The organism is Streptomyces sp. NPDC058653, from assembly GCF_042716895.1.
In the GTDB taxonomy this organism is placed as follows: Bacteria; Actinomycetota; Actinomycetes; order Streptomycetales; family Streptomycetaceae; genus Streptomyces.
In genome coordinates, this window is the sequence record NZ_JBHXRM010000025.1 from 13099 (window position 1) to 29510 (window position 16412).

The following is a 16412-nucleotide window of genomic DNA, read 5'->3' on the forward strand; positions in this document are numbered from 1 at the left end:
CGCCAAGGGGTTTGGCATATGACCATGGCAGGACGCGGCCCTTATTACCCACTCTGAGCTGCGATAACACGCCACGCACGGGTGATCACCGGAAGTGATCGACAGCTCCGCCTTAAGGTTGCCTTAAGGCGGAGCTGAGCCTGGCACCAGGTTGACGCGCGCCGTTCGGCTGTCCAACCGGTCAGGGATCAGAGGAAGTTGGCCTTGCCCGGCCCGTCCTCCACAAAGCTGCGCATGCCGCGCTCGCGGTCCTCCGTGGCGAACAGGCCCGCGAACCAGTTGCGTTCGAGCGCCAGCCCCGTCTCCAGGTCCGTCTCCAGACCCGCGTCCACCGCCTCCTTGGCCGCCCGCAGCGCCAGCGCCGGTCCCTGGGCGAGCCTCGTGGCCCACGCGTGCGCCTGCTCGTACACCTCGTCCGCCGGTACGACGCGGTCGACGAGCCCCAGCGTGAGCGCCTCGGGCGCCTTCACCTGACGGCCCGTGAAAATGAGGTCCTTGGCCTTGGAGGGGCCGATCAGCCGGGCGAGACGCTGGGTGCCGCCCGCGCCCGGGATCAGACCGAGCAGGATCTCGGGCTGGCCGAGCTTCGCGTTGTCGGCGGCGATCCGGTAGTCCGCGCAGAGCGCCAACTCGCAGCCCCCGCCCAGCGCGTAGCCGGTGACGGCGGCGACCACGGGCTTGGGGATGCGCGCGACGGCCGTGAACGACTCCTGGAGGGCCCGGGAGCGTACGACCATCGCCGCGTGGTCCATGTCGCGCATCTCCTTGATGTCCGCCCCGGCGGCGAACACCTTCTCACCGCCGTAGAGGATCACGGCCCGGACGTCGTCGCGGGCGCCGGCCTCCGCCGCGAGTTCACGGAGCCGGTCCTGGATCGCGATGTTCAGCGCGTTCATGGGCGGGCGGTCCAGCCGGATGGTGCCGACACCGCCGGAGACTTCGAGATTCACAGATGACATACGAGGCAGATTAGGGCCTGGCCCGAGGAGCGGCCCCGGCACACGGAAGGGCCCGGCACGCGGAAGGGCCCGGCACGCGGAAGGGCCCGGCACGCGGAAGGGCCCGCCGCACCCGGTCGGGTGCGGCGGGCCCCGGTGTCCACGCGGTGGGACTACTTCTTCCACTCCGCCCAGGACATGTTCCAGCCGTTGAGGCCGTTGTCCGGGGCGATGTTCTTGTCGTTGGAGTTCTTCACGATCACCACGTCACCGATGATCGACTGGTCGTAGAACCACGCGGACGGCATGCCCTTGTCGTAACCGCCCCGCACGTCGCGCAGACCGACGCACCCGTGGCTGACGTTGGCCGACCCGAACGTCCCCGCGGACGCCCAGTAGTTGCCGTGGATGAAGGTGCCCGACGTGGACAGCCGCATCGCGTGCGGCACGTCCTTGATGTCGTACTCGCCGCCGAAGCCCACCGTGGCGCCGTTCATCCGCGTCACCTTGTGCTTCTCGCTGATGACCATCTGGCCGTTGTACGTCGTGGTGGACGGCGCGCCGGCGGTGATCGCGACCTTCTTGATCTGCTTGCCGTCCTTGACGACCTTCATCGTGTGCTTCTTCGCGTCCACGGTGGAGACCATGGAGCGGCCGATGGTGAACTTCACCGTCTTGGACTGCTCGCCGTACACCCCGGGCCGGCCCTCGACACCGTCGAGGTCGAGCTCCACGGTCACCTTCGTGCCCGCGGCCCAGTACTTCTCGGGCCGGAAGTCCAGGCGGTCGTTGCCGAACCAGTGGCTCTCGACGGGCACCGACGGCTCTGCGGTCACCTTGATGGCCTTCTCGACGGCCTCGGGATCGGTGATCCCCCGCGTGAAGTTGAGCGAGACCGGCATGCCCACGCCGACCGTCGAGCCGTCCTCGGGCGTGTAGTGGCCGATGAAGGTGTTCTTCGGTACGAGCGTGGTGAACGTGGTGTCCTTGGCGGAGACCCGGCCCTCGGAGTCCTTGGCGATCGCGTGCACCGCGTACTTGGTGGCACCGGCCAGATGGCGGGTCGGCTCCCAGGCCGTCCCGCCGGCGGCTATCTTGCCGTCGACCGGGTTGCCCTTGCTGTCCTCGACGGTGACGGTCGTCAGCTTGCCCTTGGCCGCGGTTATCTTGAGCGCGCCGCTCGTCGCGACGGACTTCGCGCCGTCCTTCGGAGCGACCGTCACGACCGCCTGCGACGCGGCGTTCTCGACCTTCCCGCCGTCCTTGCCGTTCTTGCCGTCACCGCCCTTGTCGGAACCGCCGCCACCGCCGCACGCCGTCACGAACAGCAGCAGGCTCCCCAGCGCGAACGCCGTCAGTCCTCTGCCCCGGCCGACTCTCGCCGATGCCCCCGAAAACGGCTGCCCGTTCAATGGTCGTCTCCCCTCACACGGCCGGGCCCCGCCACGGCCTCGGAGCCGGGTGCGAACGCACGACCGGGCTCCACACCCCCGCGCGCTTCGCTCGCGCGCACGGCGCTAGACAATCACACCGCGAGCCGTCCGGGACTCCCCGGGAATGTCACTGTTCCGTCCCAACGTGCCCCGGAGTCAAGGACGGTCACGCAGGTGGGAGGGTGGATACGGAGGAGACGCACGGTTCGTTCCGCCCGGCGGGGGGGAGCCGCTCCGGTCAGCGTCCGAGGGCCGAACCCGCCTTCCACTTCCGCCAGTCGAGGTTCCAGCCGCCGAGTCCGTTGGCCGGGTCGACCGTTCTGTCGGGGGAGTTGACCACTTCCACGACATCGCCGACGAGCGTCCTGTCGAAGAACCAGCCCGCCGGGGTGTCCGGGCTGCCGCCCTTGACGTCGCGCAGTCCGACACAGCCGTGACTGACGTTCTGTGAGCCGAACGTGTCGGGAGTGGCCCAGTAGTTGCCGTGCAGGAACGTCCCGGACGTCGTCAGACGCAGCGCGTGCGGCACGTCCTTGATGTCGTACTCACCGCCGAAGCCCACCGTGGCGCCGTTCATCCGCGTCACGTCGTACAGCTCGGTCACGACCATCTTCCCGTTGTACGTGGTGGTCCTGGGCGCCCCCGCCGTGATCGGCACCGTCGAGATCAGCGCGCCGTCGCGCCGTACCTCCATGGTGTGCTTCTCCGTGTCCACCAGGGACACCTGGGAGCGGCCGACGGTGAAGCCGACGGTCTTCTCCTGGATGCCGAAGACCCCGGGCGCCGCCTGCACGTCGCGCAGCCGCAGGTCGACGGTGACCTCGGTGCCGGGCTTCCAGTACTCGCGCGGCCGGAAGTCCAGGCGCCGCCCGCCGAACCAGTGGCCGACGATCTCGACCGGGGGATTCGACGTGACGCGGATGGCGCGCTGGACGGCGGCGCGGTTCTCGATCCTCCGGTTGAAGTCGAAGGAGACGATCATGCCGGTGCCGACGGTCGAGCGGTTCTCGGGTTTGAAGTAGCCGATGAAACGGTGTTTCGGTACGGCGGTCGTGAACGTCGAGTGCCGGGCCGAGCGGCGGCCCTCACCGTCCACGGCGACCACGTCGACGCTGTACTTGGCCGCGAGCACGACGTTCGCGTCCGCCTTCGGCGTCCACACGCGGCCGTCGCCGGAGATCCGGCCCGGCAGCTCGGTGCGCTGCGCGTTCTCGACCTGGGCGACCTCGACCCGCTCCAGCCGCCCGTCCGGGATCCTCACCTCGATCCGGTCCCCGCGCTCGATGTCCTCGGCCCCGTCGCCGGGGGTGATCCGGATCGTGTCCCCGGGCGCCCGGGACTTGCTTTCGGTGAAGGTCTCGCCGACGGCGCAGCCCGTCAGTCCCGCCAGCGCCGCCATCAGTCCCGCCCATGTCAGGACGGCGGCCATCCCGGTCCCTGTCCGCTTCAGTACGTGTGTCACGACCCGCCCAACGACGACCCCCCTCGGGGGGAAACGTGAGTGCGGCCCTTCCGGCGGGCAGAACAGGTGGGGAGGACCACGCGGGGGAGTCATGGCCGGGACGCCGTGGCCCCCGGACGCGCGGGGCCGAAGAGCCGGGAGGCCTGACAGGTGGCGAGCGCAGCCGAGCAGGAGACAGTGCGGGAACCGGTCCCGGATCCGATGATGGATCACGTGAGAGATCCGGCCCCGGAAGGCGAGAAGCGAGCGGGCGGCGGGACGGGGGCCGCCGCCCGTGCGGGCTCCACCGCTCCCCCGCCCGAGGTCTGGCCGGGCGCGCCCACACCGCTGGGGGCGCGCTACCGGGTCGGTCCCGACGGGGTGGCGGGGACGAACTTCGCCCTCTGGGCGGGGGGCGCCGAGGCCGTGGAGCTGTGCCTCTTCGACGACGCCGACCCCGGCCCCGGGACGGCCTCCGTAGGAGGAGGCCTGGTGGAGACCCGCGTCCCGCTGACCGAGCTGACGCACGAGATCTGGCACGGCTTCGTGCCGGACGTACGCCCCGGACAGCGGTACGGCTTCCGGGTGCACGGCCGCTGGGACCCCTGGACCGGCGCCCGCTGGAACCCGGCCAAGCTGCTCCTCGACCCGTACGCGCGCGCCGTCGACGGCGACTTCCGGCTGCCGCCCGAGGTGTACGGCCATGTGCGCGACTGGCCGCAGCAGCAGGTCGCCGACACGGTGCGCGACGAGCACGACTCGGCGCCGTACGTCCCGAAGGGGGTGGTCGTCCACGACGACTCCCCCGACGACGAGTGGGCGGACGACCGGCGCCCCAAGACGCCCTGGGCGGACACGGTCATCTACGAGCTGCACGTACGCGGCTTCACCATGCGCCACCCGGGCATCCCCGAGGAGCTGCGCGGGACGTACGCGGGCCTCGCCCACCCGGCGGCGATCGAGCATCTCCTACGGCTCGGGGTGACCGCCGTCGAGCTGCTGCCGGTGCACCAGTTCGCGCACGAGGACCATCTGCTGCGGCGCGGACTGCGCAACTACTGGGGCTACAACTCCATCGGCTACTTCGCCCCGCACGCCGCCTACGCCGCGGGCGGCACCCGCGGCGGGCAGGTCGACGAGTTCAAACAGATGGTGCGCGCCCTGCACGGCGCCGGGATCGAGGTCATCCTCGACGTCGTCTACAACCACACGGCGGAGGCGGGCGAGCTGGGCCCGACGCTGTCGCTGCGCGGGATAGACAACCGCGGCTACTACCGTCTCCAGCCCGACGCCCGCAGGTACGCCGACTACACCGGCTGCGGCAACACCCTCGACGTCGTCCAGCCGCAGGTGCTGCGGCTGATCACCGACTCGCTGCGGTACTGGGTCACCGAGATGGGCGTCGACGGCTTCCGCTTCGACCTGGCGGCGGCGCTCGCCCGCTCCATGCACGACGTCGACATGCTCTCGCCCTTCCTGGCGGTGATCGCGCAGGACCCGGTGCTGCGGCGGGTGAAGCTGATCGCCGAGCCGTGGGACGTCGGCGCCGGCGGCTACCAGGTGGGCGCGTTCCCACCGCTGTGGACGGAGTGGAACGACCGCTACCGGGACGCCGTACGCGACTTCTGGCGCGGCGCCACGCCCGACGTGAGGGATCTGGGGTACCGGCTGTCCGGGTCGAGCGACCTGTACGCGTGGGGCGGCCGGCGGCCGTACGCCTCCGTCAACTTCGTCACCGCGCACGACGGCTTCACCCTGCGCGACCTCGTCAGCTACGAACGCAAGCACAACGAGGCCAACGGCGAGGGCAACAGGGACGGCACCGACGACAACCGCGCCTGGAACTGCGGCGTGGAGGGCGAGACCGACGACCCCGCGATCAACGCGCTGCGACGGCGCCAGCTGCGGAACCTGCTCACCACCCTGCTGCTGTCGACGGGCGTGCCGATGATCGTCGCGGGCGACGAGATGGGCCGTACGCAGGGCGGCAGCAACAACGCGTACTGCCAGGACAACGAGACCAGCTGGCTCGACTGGTCACTGCTCGACCAGCCGGGCTCCTACGGTCTCTACCGGCTCACCCGACGGCTGCTGGCCCTGCGGCACGCCCATCCGGTGCTGCGCCGCCGCGCGTTCTTCTCGGGCCGCGCCCAGGCGCCGGACGGGCTGCGGGACCTGGCGTGGTTCCGTCCTGACGGCAAGGAGATGACCGAGCGGGACTGGTGGGCGCCCGCGTCGACGCTCGCGCTGTTCCTGTCCGGGCGTGACATCCCGGGGCGCGACGCGCGCGGGCGGAAGATCACCGACGACAGCTTCCTGGCGATCCTGCACTCGGGCGCGGAGCCGGTGGACTTCGCGCTGCCGGGACCGCCGTGGGCGCGGTCGTACGAACTGGTGGTCGACACCTCGTCGGAGGACCAGAACGAGGAGCCGGGGACGGTGCTCGAAGGCGGGACGGTGACGGTGGTGCCCGCGCGGTCGGTGCTGCTGCTGCGGATACGGGGGTGAGAGGCCGCCTCATTAGGAGGCCGTGTTCCCGGGGGTGTCCTCAGCCGAGGATCTTGCGGTCGTATCCGACGGCGACCGCCGCCGCCCGGTCCTTGACGCCCAGCTTCGCGTAGATGTGGGTGAGGTGGGTCTTCACCGTCGCCTCGCTGATGAACAGCTCGGCGGCGATCTCCCGGTTGGAGGTGCCCCGCGCGACGAGTTCGAGGACCTCGCGCTCGCGCGCGGAGAGCGGTTCGTTGCCTGCGACGGGTGTACGGACGCGGGAGACCAGCCGGGAGGCGACCGCCGGGGAGAGGACCGTACGTCCCTCGGCCGCCGCCCGTACCGCCGTGAACAGCTCCTCGCGCGGCGCGTCCTTCAACAGATAGCCGGTCGCGCCCGCCTCTATCGCGGGGATGGTGTCGGAGTCGGTGTCGTACGTGGTGAGGACGAGGACCTTGGAGCGGGCGCCGTGCCGGGTGAGCGCCGCGATGGCGTCGACGCCGCCGCCGCCCGGCATCCGCAGGTCCATCAGGACCACGTCCGGGTCGAGACGGAGGGCCAGTTCGACGCCCTCGACACCGCCGGACGCCTCGCCCAGCACCTCGAAGCCGTCCGCCGATTCGAACATGCCGCGCAGACCGTCCCGTACGACGGGATGGTCATCGACAACGATCAGGGTGATGCTGCGCTCCGTCATGACGGACCAAAGGTACGCGAGCCGAGACGGCCGTGCCGCCGCCCTTCTCCGACTCGACGGTGACGGTGCCGGCGATGCGCTCCGCGCGGGAGCGCATGCCGTCGAGCCCGAAACCGTTCGAGCCGGAGCGCGGGCGCGGCAGCAGCGGGTCGAAGCCGCGGCCGTCGTCCCGTACGTCGAGGGTCACCTCGTCGCCCATGTACGAGAGGGTGACGCCGGCCCGGCCGGCCGAGGCGTGCTTCGCGGTGTTCGCGAGCGCTTCCTGGCCGATGCGCAGCAGGGTGACGGCGACCTCGTCGTGCAGGGGCTCCTCCGTGCCGGTGACGGTGAACCGGGCCTCCACGCCGGTCCGCTCGCCCCAGTCGGCGACGGCCTTCTCGAGGGCCTCGGCGAGGGAGTCGTGCTCCAGTTCCGCCGGGGCGAGGTTGTGCACCGAACGGCGCGCCTCACCGAGGCTGTGGCGGGCGAGGTCGGCGGCCCGGGTCAGATGCTCGCGGGCCCGCCGCGGGTCGGACGTTCCGGAGACCACCTGGAGCTGGGCGATGATGCCGGCCAGCCCCTGGGCGATGGTGTCGTGGATCTCGGCGGCGAGCCTGCGCCGTTCGTCGGCGACGCCCGCCTCCCGAGCCTGGACGAGGAGCTGGGCGTGCAGGCCGGCGTTCTCCGCCAGGGCCTGCTCCAGACGGGCGTTGGCCTGTTCGAGCTGGGTGATCGTGGCGGCCCGCTCCGCGGCGATCTCGGCCTCTCTGAGTCCGAGGTTGGAGAAGACCATGGTGAGGGAGCCGTTGAGCAGCAGGAGCCCGCCGAACAGGACCCACTGGAGAGTGTTCGCGGGCGGCAGTCCGCCGGACTGGGAGCCGGCCATGGTGACGGCGGTGACGAGCAGCCCGGCGCGGGCCGCGCGCTTGGGCAGAAGGTGGCTGGTGTCGAAGTAGCCGAGGACGGCGTAGATCGCGAACAGCGGGTTGAGCCAGGTCAGTACGGCGGCGACGGCGGTCCGCGCCATGTAGTAGGCGGTGCCCGTGACCGAGGGGTCACGTTCGCGCAGCGGCCCGCCGTGGCCGATCAGGTTCCACCACAGCTGGAGTCCGACGGCGGTCAGGACCAGAGCCCCGGCGAGGTGCTTCTCGGTGCCGGTCATGCCGAACTCGTCCGCCGAGAGAAGGGAGATCAGGGTGGAGAGCCCCAGCAGGGCGTACGGGCCCCACCGGTAGAACTGCTCCCACCGCTCCTCCACGGAGACGGTCGGGCGGGCCGCCTCGGTCGTCATCCCCATCCTCATCCCCATCCTGACAGTGTGCCCCGTGCCCCGGCGGCCGGGCGGCGGCCGGGGACACCCCCGTGGCCCGCACCCGCCGCCCGCCCGGCCGGACTCACTCCCACCGGAACCAGCGCGCGGCGCCCGCGGTCAGCAGGCCCGCCCAGAGGGCCATCACGAGCAGGTCGACCCAGTGCGGCCAGCCGCCGCGCATCGCGGCGTCCAGGGCCTCGGACGAGGCGCCCATGGGCGAGTAGCCGACGATGTCCCGCAGCAGGTCGGGCATCGTCTGGACGGGCAGCCAGACGCCCGCGGTGAACATCGACGGGAAGAACAGGGCCGAGCCGATGGCCTGGCCCGCCCGCTGGGTCGGGGCGATCGCGCAGACCAGACCGCCCATGGCCAGGGCTCCGGCCGTCGCGAGGACCAGCGCCAGGAGATAGCCGGCGATGTTCTCCGGCAGGGGCACCCCGAAGCCGATCCTTCCGACGGCGATCACCAGCGCGGCCGAGGCGAACGCACCGCCGCCGAGCAGGATGATCTGCGAGGTGAGCAGGGTGGCGGGCCGCACCGGCGTGGTGGACATACGGCGCAGGATGCCGCGCTCCCGGTAGCCGATCAGGATCGGCGGCATGGCCTGGAGTCCGGCCATGATCACGGCGAGGAGGGCGGCGACGGGGACGTACAGGTCGATGACCCGTCGCCCGCCGAGGTCGGGGTCGGCGTCGTCGAAGCCGGGGATCAGGCCGAGGATCACCATCAGGAGGGTGGGGAAGGCGATGATCCAGAAGAGCACGCCCGGCTCGCGGGTCAGCAGACGCGCCTCGGTCTTGAGGACGGCGGTGGAGGCGGAGGCGGAGGCCATGTCAGACCCTCTCTTCGGGCTGGGGCGCGGCGGCCTCGTCGGTCGTACCGCTCGTAGGGCTGGTGCGGCTCGTATCGGCGGCGTTCTCGGTCCGGTCGTTCTCGGTCAGGTCCAGGAACGCGTCGTCCAGCGTCGCCTCCGTGACCCGGAGCTGGTGGGCGGTGACGCGGTGGCGGGCGAGCAGCGTGATGACCGCGTTGACGGTCTCGTCGGTGCCGTTGATGACGATCCGCTCGCCCTGCGACTCCACGGACGCCGCCTTGGGCAGCGCGGCCAGGTCCTCGTCCCGGAGCGGCTCCGAGGGTGTGAAGGAGATGACCGTGGACGCCGTCGAGCGCGCGATCAGACCGGACGGGGTGTCGAGCGCGGCGATCCTCCCCCGGTCGATCACGGCGATCCGGTCGCAGAGCCGCTGGGCCTCCTCCATGAAGTGGGTGACCAGCAGCACCGTCACCCCGGAGTCCCGGATCTCCTCGATCAGGCTCCAGGTGTCGCGCCGGGCGCGCGGGTCGAGACCGGTGGTCAGTTCGTCGAGTACGACCACACGGGGGCCGCCGATCAGGGACAGCGCGATGAACAAGCGCTGTTTCTGGCCGCCGGAGAGCTTCGCGAAGCGCGTCGAGAGCTTCTCCTCCAGCCCGAGGCGTCCGGCGAGCGGGCGCCAGTCGGCGGGTTTCGGGTAGAACGCGGAGTACAGCTCCAGCGCCTCGCGCACCGTCAGCTTCGCCTGGAGTTCGCTCTCCTGGAGCTGCGCGCCGAGAAGCTCGGTGACCTGCCGGTGGTCGCCGACCGGATCGAGTCCCGCCACCCGGACCGTGCCGGCGTCGGGGACCCTGAGGCCCTCGACGCATTCGACCGTCGTCGTCTTGCCCGCGCCGTTGGGGCCGAGGATCCCGAAGATCTCGCCCTCCTCGACGGTGAAGTCCACACCGTCGACGGCGGGCTTTCCCCTGTAGGCCTTGCGCAGGCCCCTCACTTCAATGATCGCCATGCCGAAAGGATGGCGGCCCCCGGCCGAGAGCGGCATCGGCCATCGCGCTCGACCTCATATCAACCGATCGGATGATGGCGACGTCAGCCGGAAATCGGTGGGCAGTGTCAGTGGCGATACGTAGGCTCGCCCCTGATGCCGACCTCCGAAGATGTATCTACCAAGGACCACTCCGCCGCTCCGGACCGCTCCGCCGTGCGCTCGCTGCTCAGGCTCTGGCCGTACGTGCGGCCCGTACGCGTGCGCCTGTTCAGCGCGGCGCTGGTCGCCGTGGTGGCCTCGTGCCTGGGGCTGGTGATTCCCGTCGTACTGAAGTGGATGGTCGACGGTCCGATCGCGGACGGCGACAAGGGCGGCATCTGGCTCGGGGCGCTGTATCTGCTGCTGCTCGGCGTCTTCGAGGCCTGTCTCTTCGGCTTCCGTCGCTGGCTGGTGGCGAGACCGCTCGCGGGCGTCGAGGCGGCCATGCGGGCGGATCTCTACCGGCATCTCCAGAGGCTGCCGATCGCCTTCCACGACCGCTGGCCCTCGGGTCAGCTGCTGTCGCGCGGGACGACCGACCTGATGCTGCTGCGGATGTTTCTGGCCTTTCCGCTGACCTTCCTGCTGGTGAACGGGACGACGATCCTGGTCGGATTCCTGATCCTGCTGATGCAGGAGTGGACACTGGGGCTGGTACTGCTGGCGCCGGTGGTGCCGCTGGTCGTCCTCTGCTCGGTCTTCGAGGCGAAGTACTCCCTGGTCGCCCGTAAGGCGCAGGACCAGGTGGGCGACCTGACGACGGTCGTCGAGGAGAGCGTCCTCGGCGTACGGATCGTGAAGGGCTTCGGCAGGCACCGCAGCCAGGCGCTGGCCTTCCGGGCGCTCGCGGAGCGGCTGCGCGGTACGGAGCTGGGCAAGGCCCGGCTGCTGGCTGGCATCTGGGCGCTGATCATGATCATCCCCGAGGTCGCGATCGGCGCGGCGCTCGTGCTCGGCACGGTCCAGGTCGCCGACGGGCATCTCTCCACGGGCACGCTGGTCGCCTTCCTATCGACGGCGCTGGCGCTGCGCTGGCCGGTGGAGTCGATCGGCTTCCTGCTGGCGATGAGCCAGGAGTCGGCGACGGCGACGGAGCGGTACTTCGAGGTGATGGACACCCAGGAGGAGACGGCAGACGCGGAAGGTGCGGCGGGGGCCGCGGGGTCTGCGGGCGGGGTGTCGGACGGGCTGCGCTTCGAGGGCGTGTCGTTCCGGTATCCCGACGCGAAGGCCGGGTCCGTACCCGTACTGGCCGAGGTGGACCTGCACATCAGGTCCGGCGAGACGATGGCCCTCGTCGGCGCGACGGGCTCCGGGAAGACGACGCTCACCGCGCTGGTGCCCCGGCTGCACGAGGTGACGGGCGGGCGGATCACGCTCGACGGCGAGGACATCACGTTGATGCCCCGGCAGCGGCTCCGGGAGCTGGTGTCGGTGGCGTTCGAGGAGCCGACGCTCTTCTCCGCGACGGTCGGCGAGAACGTCCGGATGGGCGCGGAGAGCGCCGACGACGCGGCGCTGCTGCGGGCGCTGGACGTGGCGCAGGCGGACTTCGTCCCGGACCTGCCGCAGGGGATCCACACGGAGGTCGGCGAGCAGGGCCTCAGCCTCTCCGGCGGCCAGCGGCAACGGCTGGCGCTGGCAAGGGCGGTGGTGGGCAGACCCCGCTTCCTGGTGCTGGACGACCCGCTGTCGGCGCTCGACGTCCATACGGAGGCGCTGGTGGAGGCGGCCCTGCGGAGGGTGCTTGAGGAGACGACGGCCCTGGTCGTGGCGCACCGTCCGTCGACGGTGATGCTGGCGGACCGGGTGGCGCTGATCTCGGACGGACGGATCACGGCGGTGGGGACGCACCAGGAACTGCTGCGGAGCAACGCGGAGTACGCGTGGCTGATGTCGGGAGCGGACGCGGAAGGCGACACCGAGGCGGAAGCGGTCGAGGGGAGCATGCGATGACGTCGTCGCCGACGACCACGAGTGACGGCCCGGGCGAAAGCCCGGGATCGGGGACCGGCCGCCCGGATGCCGACAGGAATCCGGGGCTCGCCCCCGAGACGGCCCCGCCCCCGCCCGACGCGGACGGGCGCGTGGCCGCGCCGACCGACGCGGGCGGGGGCGCGAAGCCCGGGGTGGGCCGGACGGACGCGCCCGCCGGCACCGACACCGGCACGAAGCCCCGTCCGGGCAAGGAGACCGACTCCAACGGCGGGACCGACGCACTCGCCGGCACGAGCAAAGGTACGAAACCCGGTCCGGGCAGGGAAACCCATCCCGGCAGCCGGACGGACCCACCCGCCGACACCGAAACGCGTACGGGTATCGGCACAAAGCTCAGCGGTCGCAAGGAGACCGGCCCCGGCGCCGGGGGCCGGACAGGCGCTCCCACCCCCGCCGGCGGCACCCGCACCCGCACCGTCACCGTTCCCGTCCCCGGGGTCGGCGCGCCTACAAAGCCCGGGTCCCCTACCGGCGGGCCGGGTGGTGACCCCTTCGCGCAGGACGCGTTGCCCGCTCCGGCCGGGGCCACCGGCGCCCTGCTGCGGTCGTTGTTGCGCGCACGGCGGGGCCGGGTGATCGTCGCCGCGCTGTTTCTGCTGCTCCAGCAGGCCGCCGTGCAGGCAGGACCGCTGCTCGTCGCGTACGCCATCGACCGCGGCGTGCCCGCCTTCCGTGCCGACGACAACGGCCCCCTGATCGCCGTCGCCGTCGGTTACCTCCTCTGCGCCGCCGGAGCCGGGATCTTCCAGTACGCGTTCATCCGCGCCTCGGCGCGCGTCAACCAGGACGTGCTGCTCGATCTGCGCGGCCGGATCTTCCGCCATGCCCAGGCGCTCAGCGTCGACTTCCACGAGCGCTACACCTCGGGCCGGCTCATCTCCCGCTCCACCACGGACGTCGAGTCGCTGCGCGAACTGCTCGCGGAGGGGCTCCAGGAGCTCGTCGGGGTCATCCTCGCCTTCGTCTACATCTCCGCGATGCTGCTCTATCTGGACCTCGGCATCGGCGGACTGGCCGTTCTCTCCTTCGTACCGCTGTACGCGCTGGTCCGGCTGTACCAGCGCAGGGCCGGCGCCATCTTCGGCAAGCGCTCCACCGCCATCGCCGCGGTCATCGTGAAGTTCGCCGAGACGATGAACGGCATCCGCCCCGTGCAGGCGTTCCGCCGTGAGAGCGCCAACGACGCCGACTTCCACGCGCTCAACCACCACCACGAGCGCACCAACGGCGACGCGATCCTCGAAATGGCGCGCTATGTGGTGGGTTCGCGGATGGTCGCCAACATCGCCGTCGCCGGGATCGTGCTGTGGGGCGCCTACCGGGTGGCCGACGGCACGCTGGCCCTAGGGGTGCTCGCCGCGGCGGTGCTCTTCCTGCGGAGGCTGTACGACCCGATCGACCGGCTGGGGATGTTCCTCAACTCCTACCAGTCGGCCGCGGCCTCACTGGAGAAGATCGCCGGTCTGCTGGCCCAGACCCCGTCCGTGGCGGAGGCGGCGGACCCGCGCCCCCTGCCCGCGCTGACGGGCGGCCATCCGGGCCGGGAGGTCGTGTTCGACTCGGTGAGTTTCTCGTACCGTACGGGCGGCGAGGTCCTGCCCCGTTTCGACCTCACGATCCCGGCCGGGCAGACCGTCGCGGTCGTCGGCTCGACGGGCGCGGGAAAGTCGACGCTGGCGAAGCTCCTGGCCCGGTTCTACGACCCCACCGCCGGCCGTGTCCTGCTCGACGGCACCGACCTGCGGGACCTGGACACCCCCGAGCTGCGGCGCGGTGTGGTGATGGTGACCCAGGAGGCGTTCCTCTTCTCGGGCACGGTCGCCGAGAACATCGCGATCGGCCGCCCCGACGCCTCCCGAGACGAGATCGAACGCGCCGCGAAGGCGATCGGCGCGCACGACTTCATCAGCGGTCTGCCGGAGGGGTACGACACGGACGTACGCAAGCGCGGCGGCCGGATCTCCGCCGGCCAGCGCCAGTTGGTGGCCTTCGCCCGCGCGCTGCTCGCCGACCCCTCCGTACTGATCCTGGACGAGGCGACGAGCTCCCTCGACATCCCCGGCGAGCGCGCCGTGCAGCGCGCGATGGACACCGTGCTCAACGGCCGTACGGCGGTGGTCATCGCGCACCGACTGTCGACGGTGGAGATCGCCGACCGGGTGCTGGTGATGGAGCACGGCCGCATCGTGGAGGACGGGTCCCCGGCCGAACTGATCGGCGGTGTCGGCCGGTTCGCGGGTCTGCACCGCGCGTGGCGGGACAGCCTGGCCTGAGGTCCGGCCGTTCCGGGCACGGCACGGCTCAGGCGGACGGGCGTACCAAGGTCGCGGGAGTGGGCCCGTCGGGGCGGACCGTGATGCCGTACGCCGCTTTGGCGGGAGTGGCGGAGAAGGCCACGGTGTGGGCCGGCAGCAGGTGTTCGAGGAGGACCGTCGATTCGCGGAGCGCGAATTGCAGACCGAGGCAGGCGCGCGGACCGATCCCGAAGGGGAAGTAGGCGCCCGGGTGGGCGGGCCGGCCGTCCGGCGCGGTGAAGCGCCGGGGGTCGAAGTGCTCCGGGTCCGGCCACAGTTCGGGGTCGCGGTGGGTGAGGTAGGGGCAGACCAGAAGGTCGCTGCCCGCCTCGACGGTGTGGCCGACGAGGGTGTCGTCCTCGGTGGCGTGGCGGGGCAGGATCCAGGCGGACGGGTAGAGCCGGAGCGTCTCGTGGACCAGCGCCTGGACGGCCCGGCGGCGCTCCTCCGAGCCCTCCGCGCCGGCGGCGAGGGCCTCCTCACGGGCTCCGGGGTTCCGGTCGAGGAGCAGATAGAGCCAGGTCAGCGTGGTGGCGGTGGTCTCGTGCCCGGCCACGAGCAGCGTGACCATCTCGTCGCGGATCAGCCGGTCGGTGTACTCGGGACGTTCGGCGGCGGCGTCGGTCAGCACCTGGAGCAGGCCGGGACCGTCGGGGCCGGCCGTCCCGCCGCGGGCGGCCTCGACGGCGTGCCTGGCGACCGTGTCGATACGGGAGAGGTCGGCGGCGACGGCGTCGTGGGCGTCGGAGGCGTCGGCGGGCAGCGTGGGCAGGGCGGTCGCCACGGCGGCCACGGCGTCCAGTTCGTGTTCGGTCCCGTCGTCGAGCGGGTGCCCGGTGAGTGAGCGCCAGATCGCGTCGAGGGCGAAGCGGCGCATCTCCCGCCCGACGTCGAAGGTCTCCCCCGTGCGGGCGTACCGGTCCCAGCGAGCGGCGGTGGTCCGGGCGGCAGCGGTGATCCGGTGTTCGTAGCGGCGCATGCCGGGGCCGGTGAACTGGGACTGCAACAGGCGCCGTTGGGATTTCCACGCCTCACCGGTGGCGGCGAGGACCCCGTCGCCGATCAGCAGCCGCGCGCGGTGGGAGCGCTTGACGTACCGGTCCGGGTGGCGGGCGAGTACATGCTGTACGGCGTCCGGGTCCGTGACGAGAACGGTCGGGGCCGGTCCGAGGCGGAACGCGGCCACACCGCCGAACCGCTCGCGTACCTGGGAGAGCAGTTCGACCAGCTCGCCTCCCCCGGACCGCCACCGGCGCACGAGTTCGGGGTCGGCCTCGGGGACGGGGCGTGCCGTTGCGGGCACGTGTGCGAGGGGGGCGGGAGTGGTGTCGGGCTCCATGGTTCCTCTCCTGGTCAGCCGCTGTGCTCGGCTCCGCCGGAGCGGCGCCGCGACGGACTGTACGGGAGTGGGCACAGCTGGTGACAGTTCGCCCGGTCGGTCCGCCGACGACCGGAATTGGACATCGGGTCGATTGTCGATGATCTCCGACCGACGCCCCTGGGGCACGAGTTCGACCGCGTGAAGATGAACAGGACACGTACTCCCCGCGCTTCGCGGAGACGACGGCCCACGCACCGCCTTCCGGGGGCCGTACGAGCGGCGATGACCGATCACGGACGGTTCGGTTTCGAGACACGCGACCCGTGAAGACGCGCGCGGGAGTCCCGGACGAGAGCCTGACCCGCCGACCGGGCGGGGACACCGCCGCCGCCTTACTGACGCACCGTCAAGTCCGTTCTGTGGACAGGGAGATCGCCCCCTCCGGACATCCGGCGACAGCGCACCCCGCGACAGGGCGACAGCACGCCGCGGTTTCCCGGCGGAGGCCACCACGCGCCTTCCCCGCCGAAGCGGCGCTGGTCGTCGACGAGCCGTACGGCGTCCGGGGCCGCACTCCACCGATCGACGGGCGTCCGGAGATCATCGCGGGCGCCCGGCGTACGCCCGCGTAACACAGCCGCAACAGCCCCGCGGATTTCGCTTAA

The 16412-nt window shown here is 71.5% G+C and carries 11 protein-coding genes; 3 read left to right on the forward strand and 8 right to left on the reverse strand.

Annotated elements, in window-relative coordinates:
* Window positions 1-188: 188 nt before the first annotated feature.
* The 3 genes from ACFWU9_RS21445 to ACFWU9_RS21455 all read right to left on the reverse strand — a co-directional run bounded on the left by ACFWU9_RS21445 (window position 189) and on the right by ACFWU9_RS21455 (window position 3833).
* Window positions 189-959 (reverse strand): enoyl-CoA hydratase/isomerase family protein, encoded by a 771-nt coding sequence (locus ACFWU9_RS21445; protein ID WP_384320668.1) that lies wholly within the window; start codon window positions 957-959, stop codon window positions 189-191.
* A 152-nt stretch (window positions 960-1111) separates the two neighbouring features.
* Complete coding sequence (locus ACFWU9_RS21450; RefSeq protein WP_384320670.1) at window positions 1112-2350, reverse strand: Ig-like domain-containing protein; 1239 nt, start codon at window positions 2348-2350, stop codon at window positions 1112-1114.
* A 259-nt stretch (window positions 2351-2609) separates the two neighbouring features.
* Window positions 2610-3833, reverse strand: a complete 1224-nt coding sequence (locus tag ACFWU9_RS21455) for an Ig-like domain-containing protein (protein ID WP_384320672.1) — start codon at window positions 3831-3833, stop codon at window positions 2610-2612.
* A gap of 204 nt (window positions 3834-4037) precedes the next feature.
* Here ACFWU9_RS21455 and glgX point away from each other — a divergent pair, with 204 nt between their 5' ends.
* The gene (glgX, locus tag ACFWU9_RS21460) at window positions 4038-6320 is read left to right on the forward strand and encodes a glycogen debranching protein GlgX (protein WP_384320674.1); all 2283 of its coding nucleotides are present in this window, start codon (window positions 4038-4040) and stop codon (window positions 6318-6320) included.
* Between the two features lie 40 nt (window positions 6321-6360).
* Here glgX and ACFWU9_RS21465 read toward each other — a convergent pair whose 3' ends face one another.
* The 4 genes from ACFWU9_RS21465 to ACFWU9_RS21480 form a co-directional block, all read right to left on the reverse strand.
* Window positions 6361-6999 (reverse strand): response regulator, encoded by a 639-nt coding sequence (locus ACFWU9_RS21465; RefSeq protein ID WP_384320676.1) that lies wholly within the window; start codon window positions 6997-6999, stop codon window positions 6361-6363.
* Window positions 6962-8269 carry a sensor histidine kinase gene (locus ACFWU9_RS21470; RefSeq protein WP_384320678.1) on the reverse strand — a complete coding sequence of 436 codons (1308 nt, stop codon included), beginning with the start codon at window positions 8267-8269 and terminating at the stop codon, window positions 6962-6964. Before ACFWU9_RS21470 ends, ACFWU9_RS21465 begins: the two co-directional genes overlap by 38 nt.
* 103 nt (window positions 8270-8372) lie before the next feature.
* A complete protein-coding gene (locus ACFWU9_RS21475) occupies window positions 8373-9122 on the reverse strand; it encodes an ABC transporter permease (RefSeq protein ID WP_384320680.1) in 750 nt (249 codons plus the stop codon).
* A gap of 1 nt (window position 9123) precedes the next feature.
* On the reverse strand, window positions 9124-10113 hold the full coding sequence (locus ACFWU9_RS21480; protein WP_384320682.1) for an ABC transporter ATP-binding protein: 990 nt from the start codon (window positions 10111-10113) through the stop codon (window positions 9124-9126).
* Window positions 10114-10248: 135 nt separating this feature from the next.
* On the opposite strand from ACFWU9_RS21480, the gene ACFWU9_RS21485 reads away from it, so the two are divergent.
* Window positions 10249-12090 (forward strand): ABC transporter ATP-binding protein, encoded by a 1842-nt coding sequence (locus tag ACFWU9_RS21485; RefSeq protein ID WP_384320684.1) that lies wholly within the window; start codon window positions 10249-10251, stop codon window positions 12088-12090.
* On the forward strand, window positions 12087-14405 hold the full coding sequence (locus tag ACFWU9_RS21490) for an ATP-binding cassette domain-containing protein (protein WP_384320686.1): 2319 nt from the start codon (window positions 12087-12089) through the stop codon (window positions 14403-14405). The genes ACFWU9_RS21485 and ACFWU9_RS21490 overlap by 4 nt, the downstream gene beginning before the upstream one ends.
* 28 nt (window positions 14406-14433) lie before the next feature.
* On the opposite strand, the gene ACFWU9_RS21495 is transcribed toward ACFWU9_RS21490, so the two are convergent.
* Window positions 14434-15765, reverse strand: coding sequence for a cytochrome P450 (locus ACFWU9_RS21495; protein ID WP_384320688.1), 1332 nt, complete (start codon window positions 15763-15765; stop codon window positions 14434-14436).
* Window positions 15766-16412 lie beyond the last annotated feature (647 nt).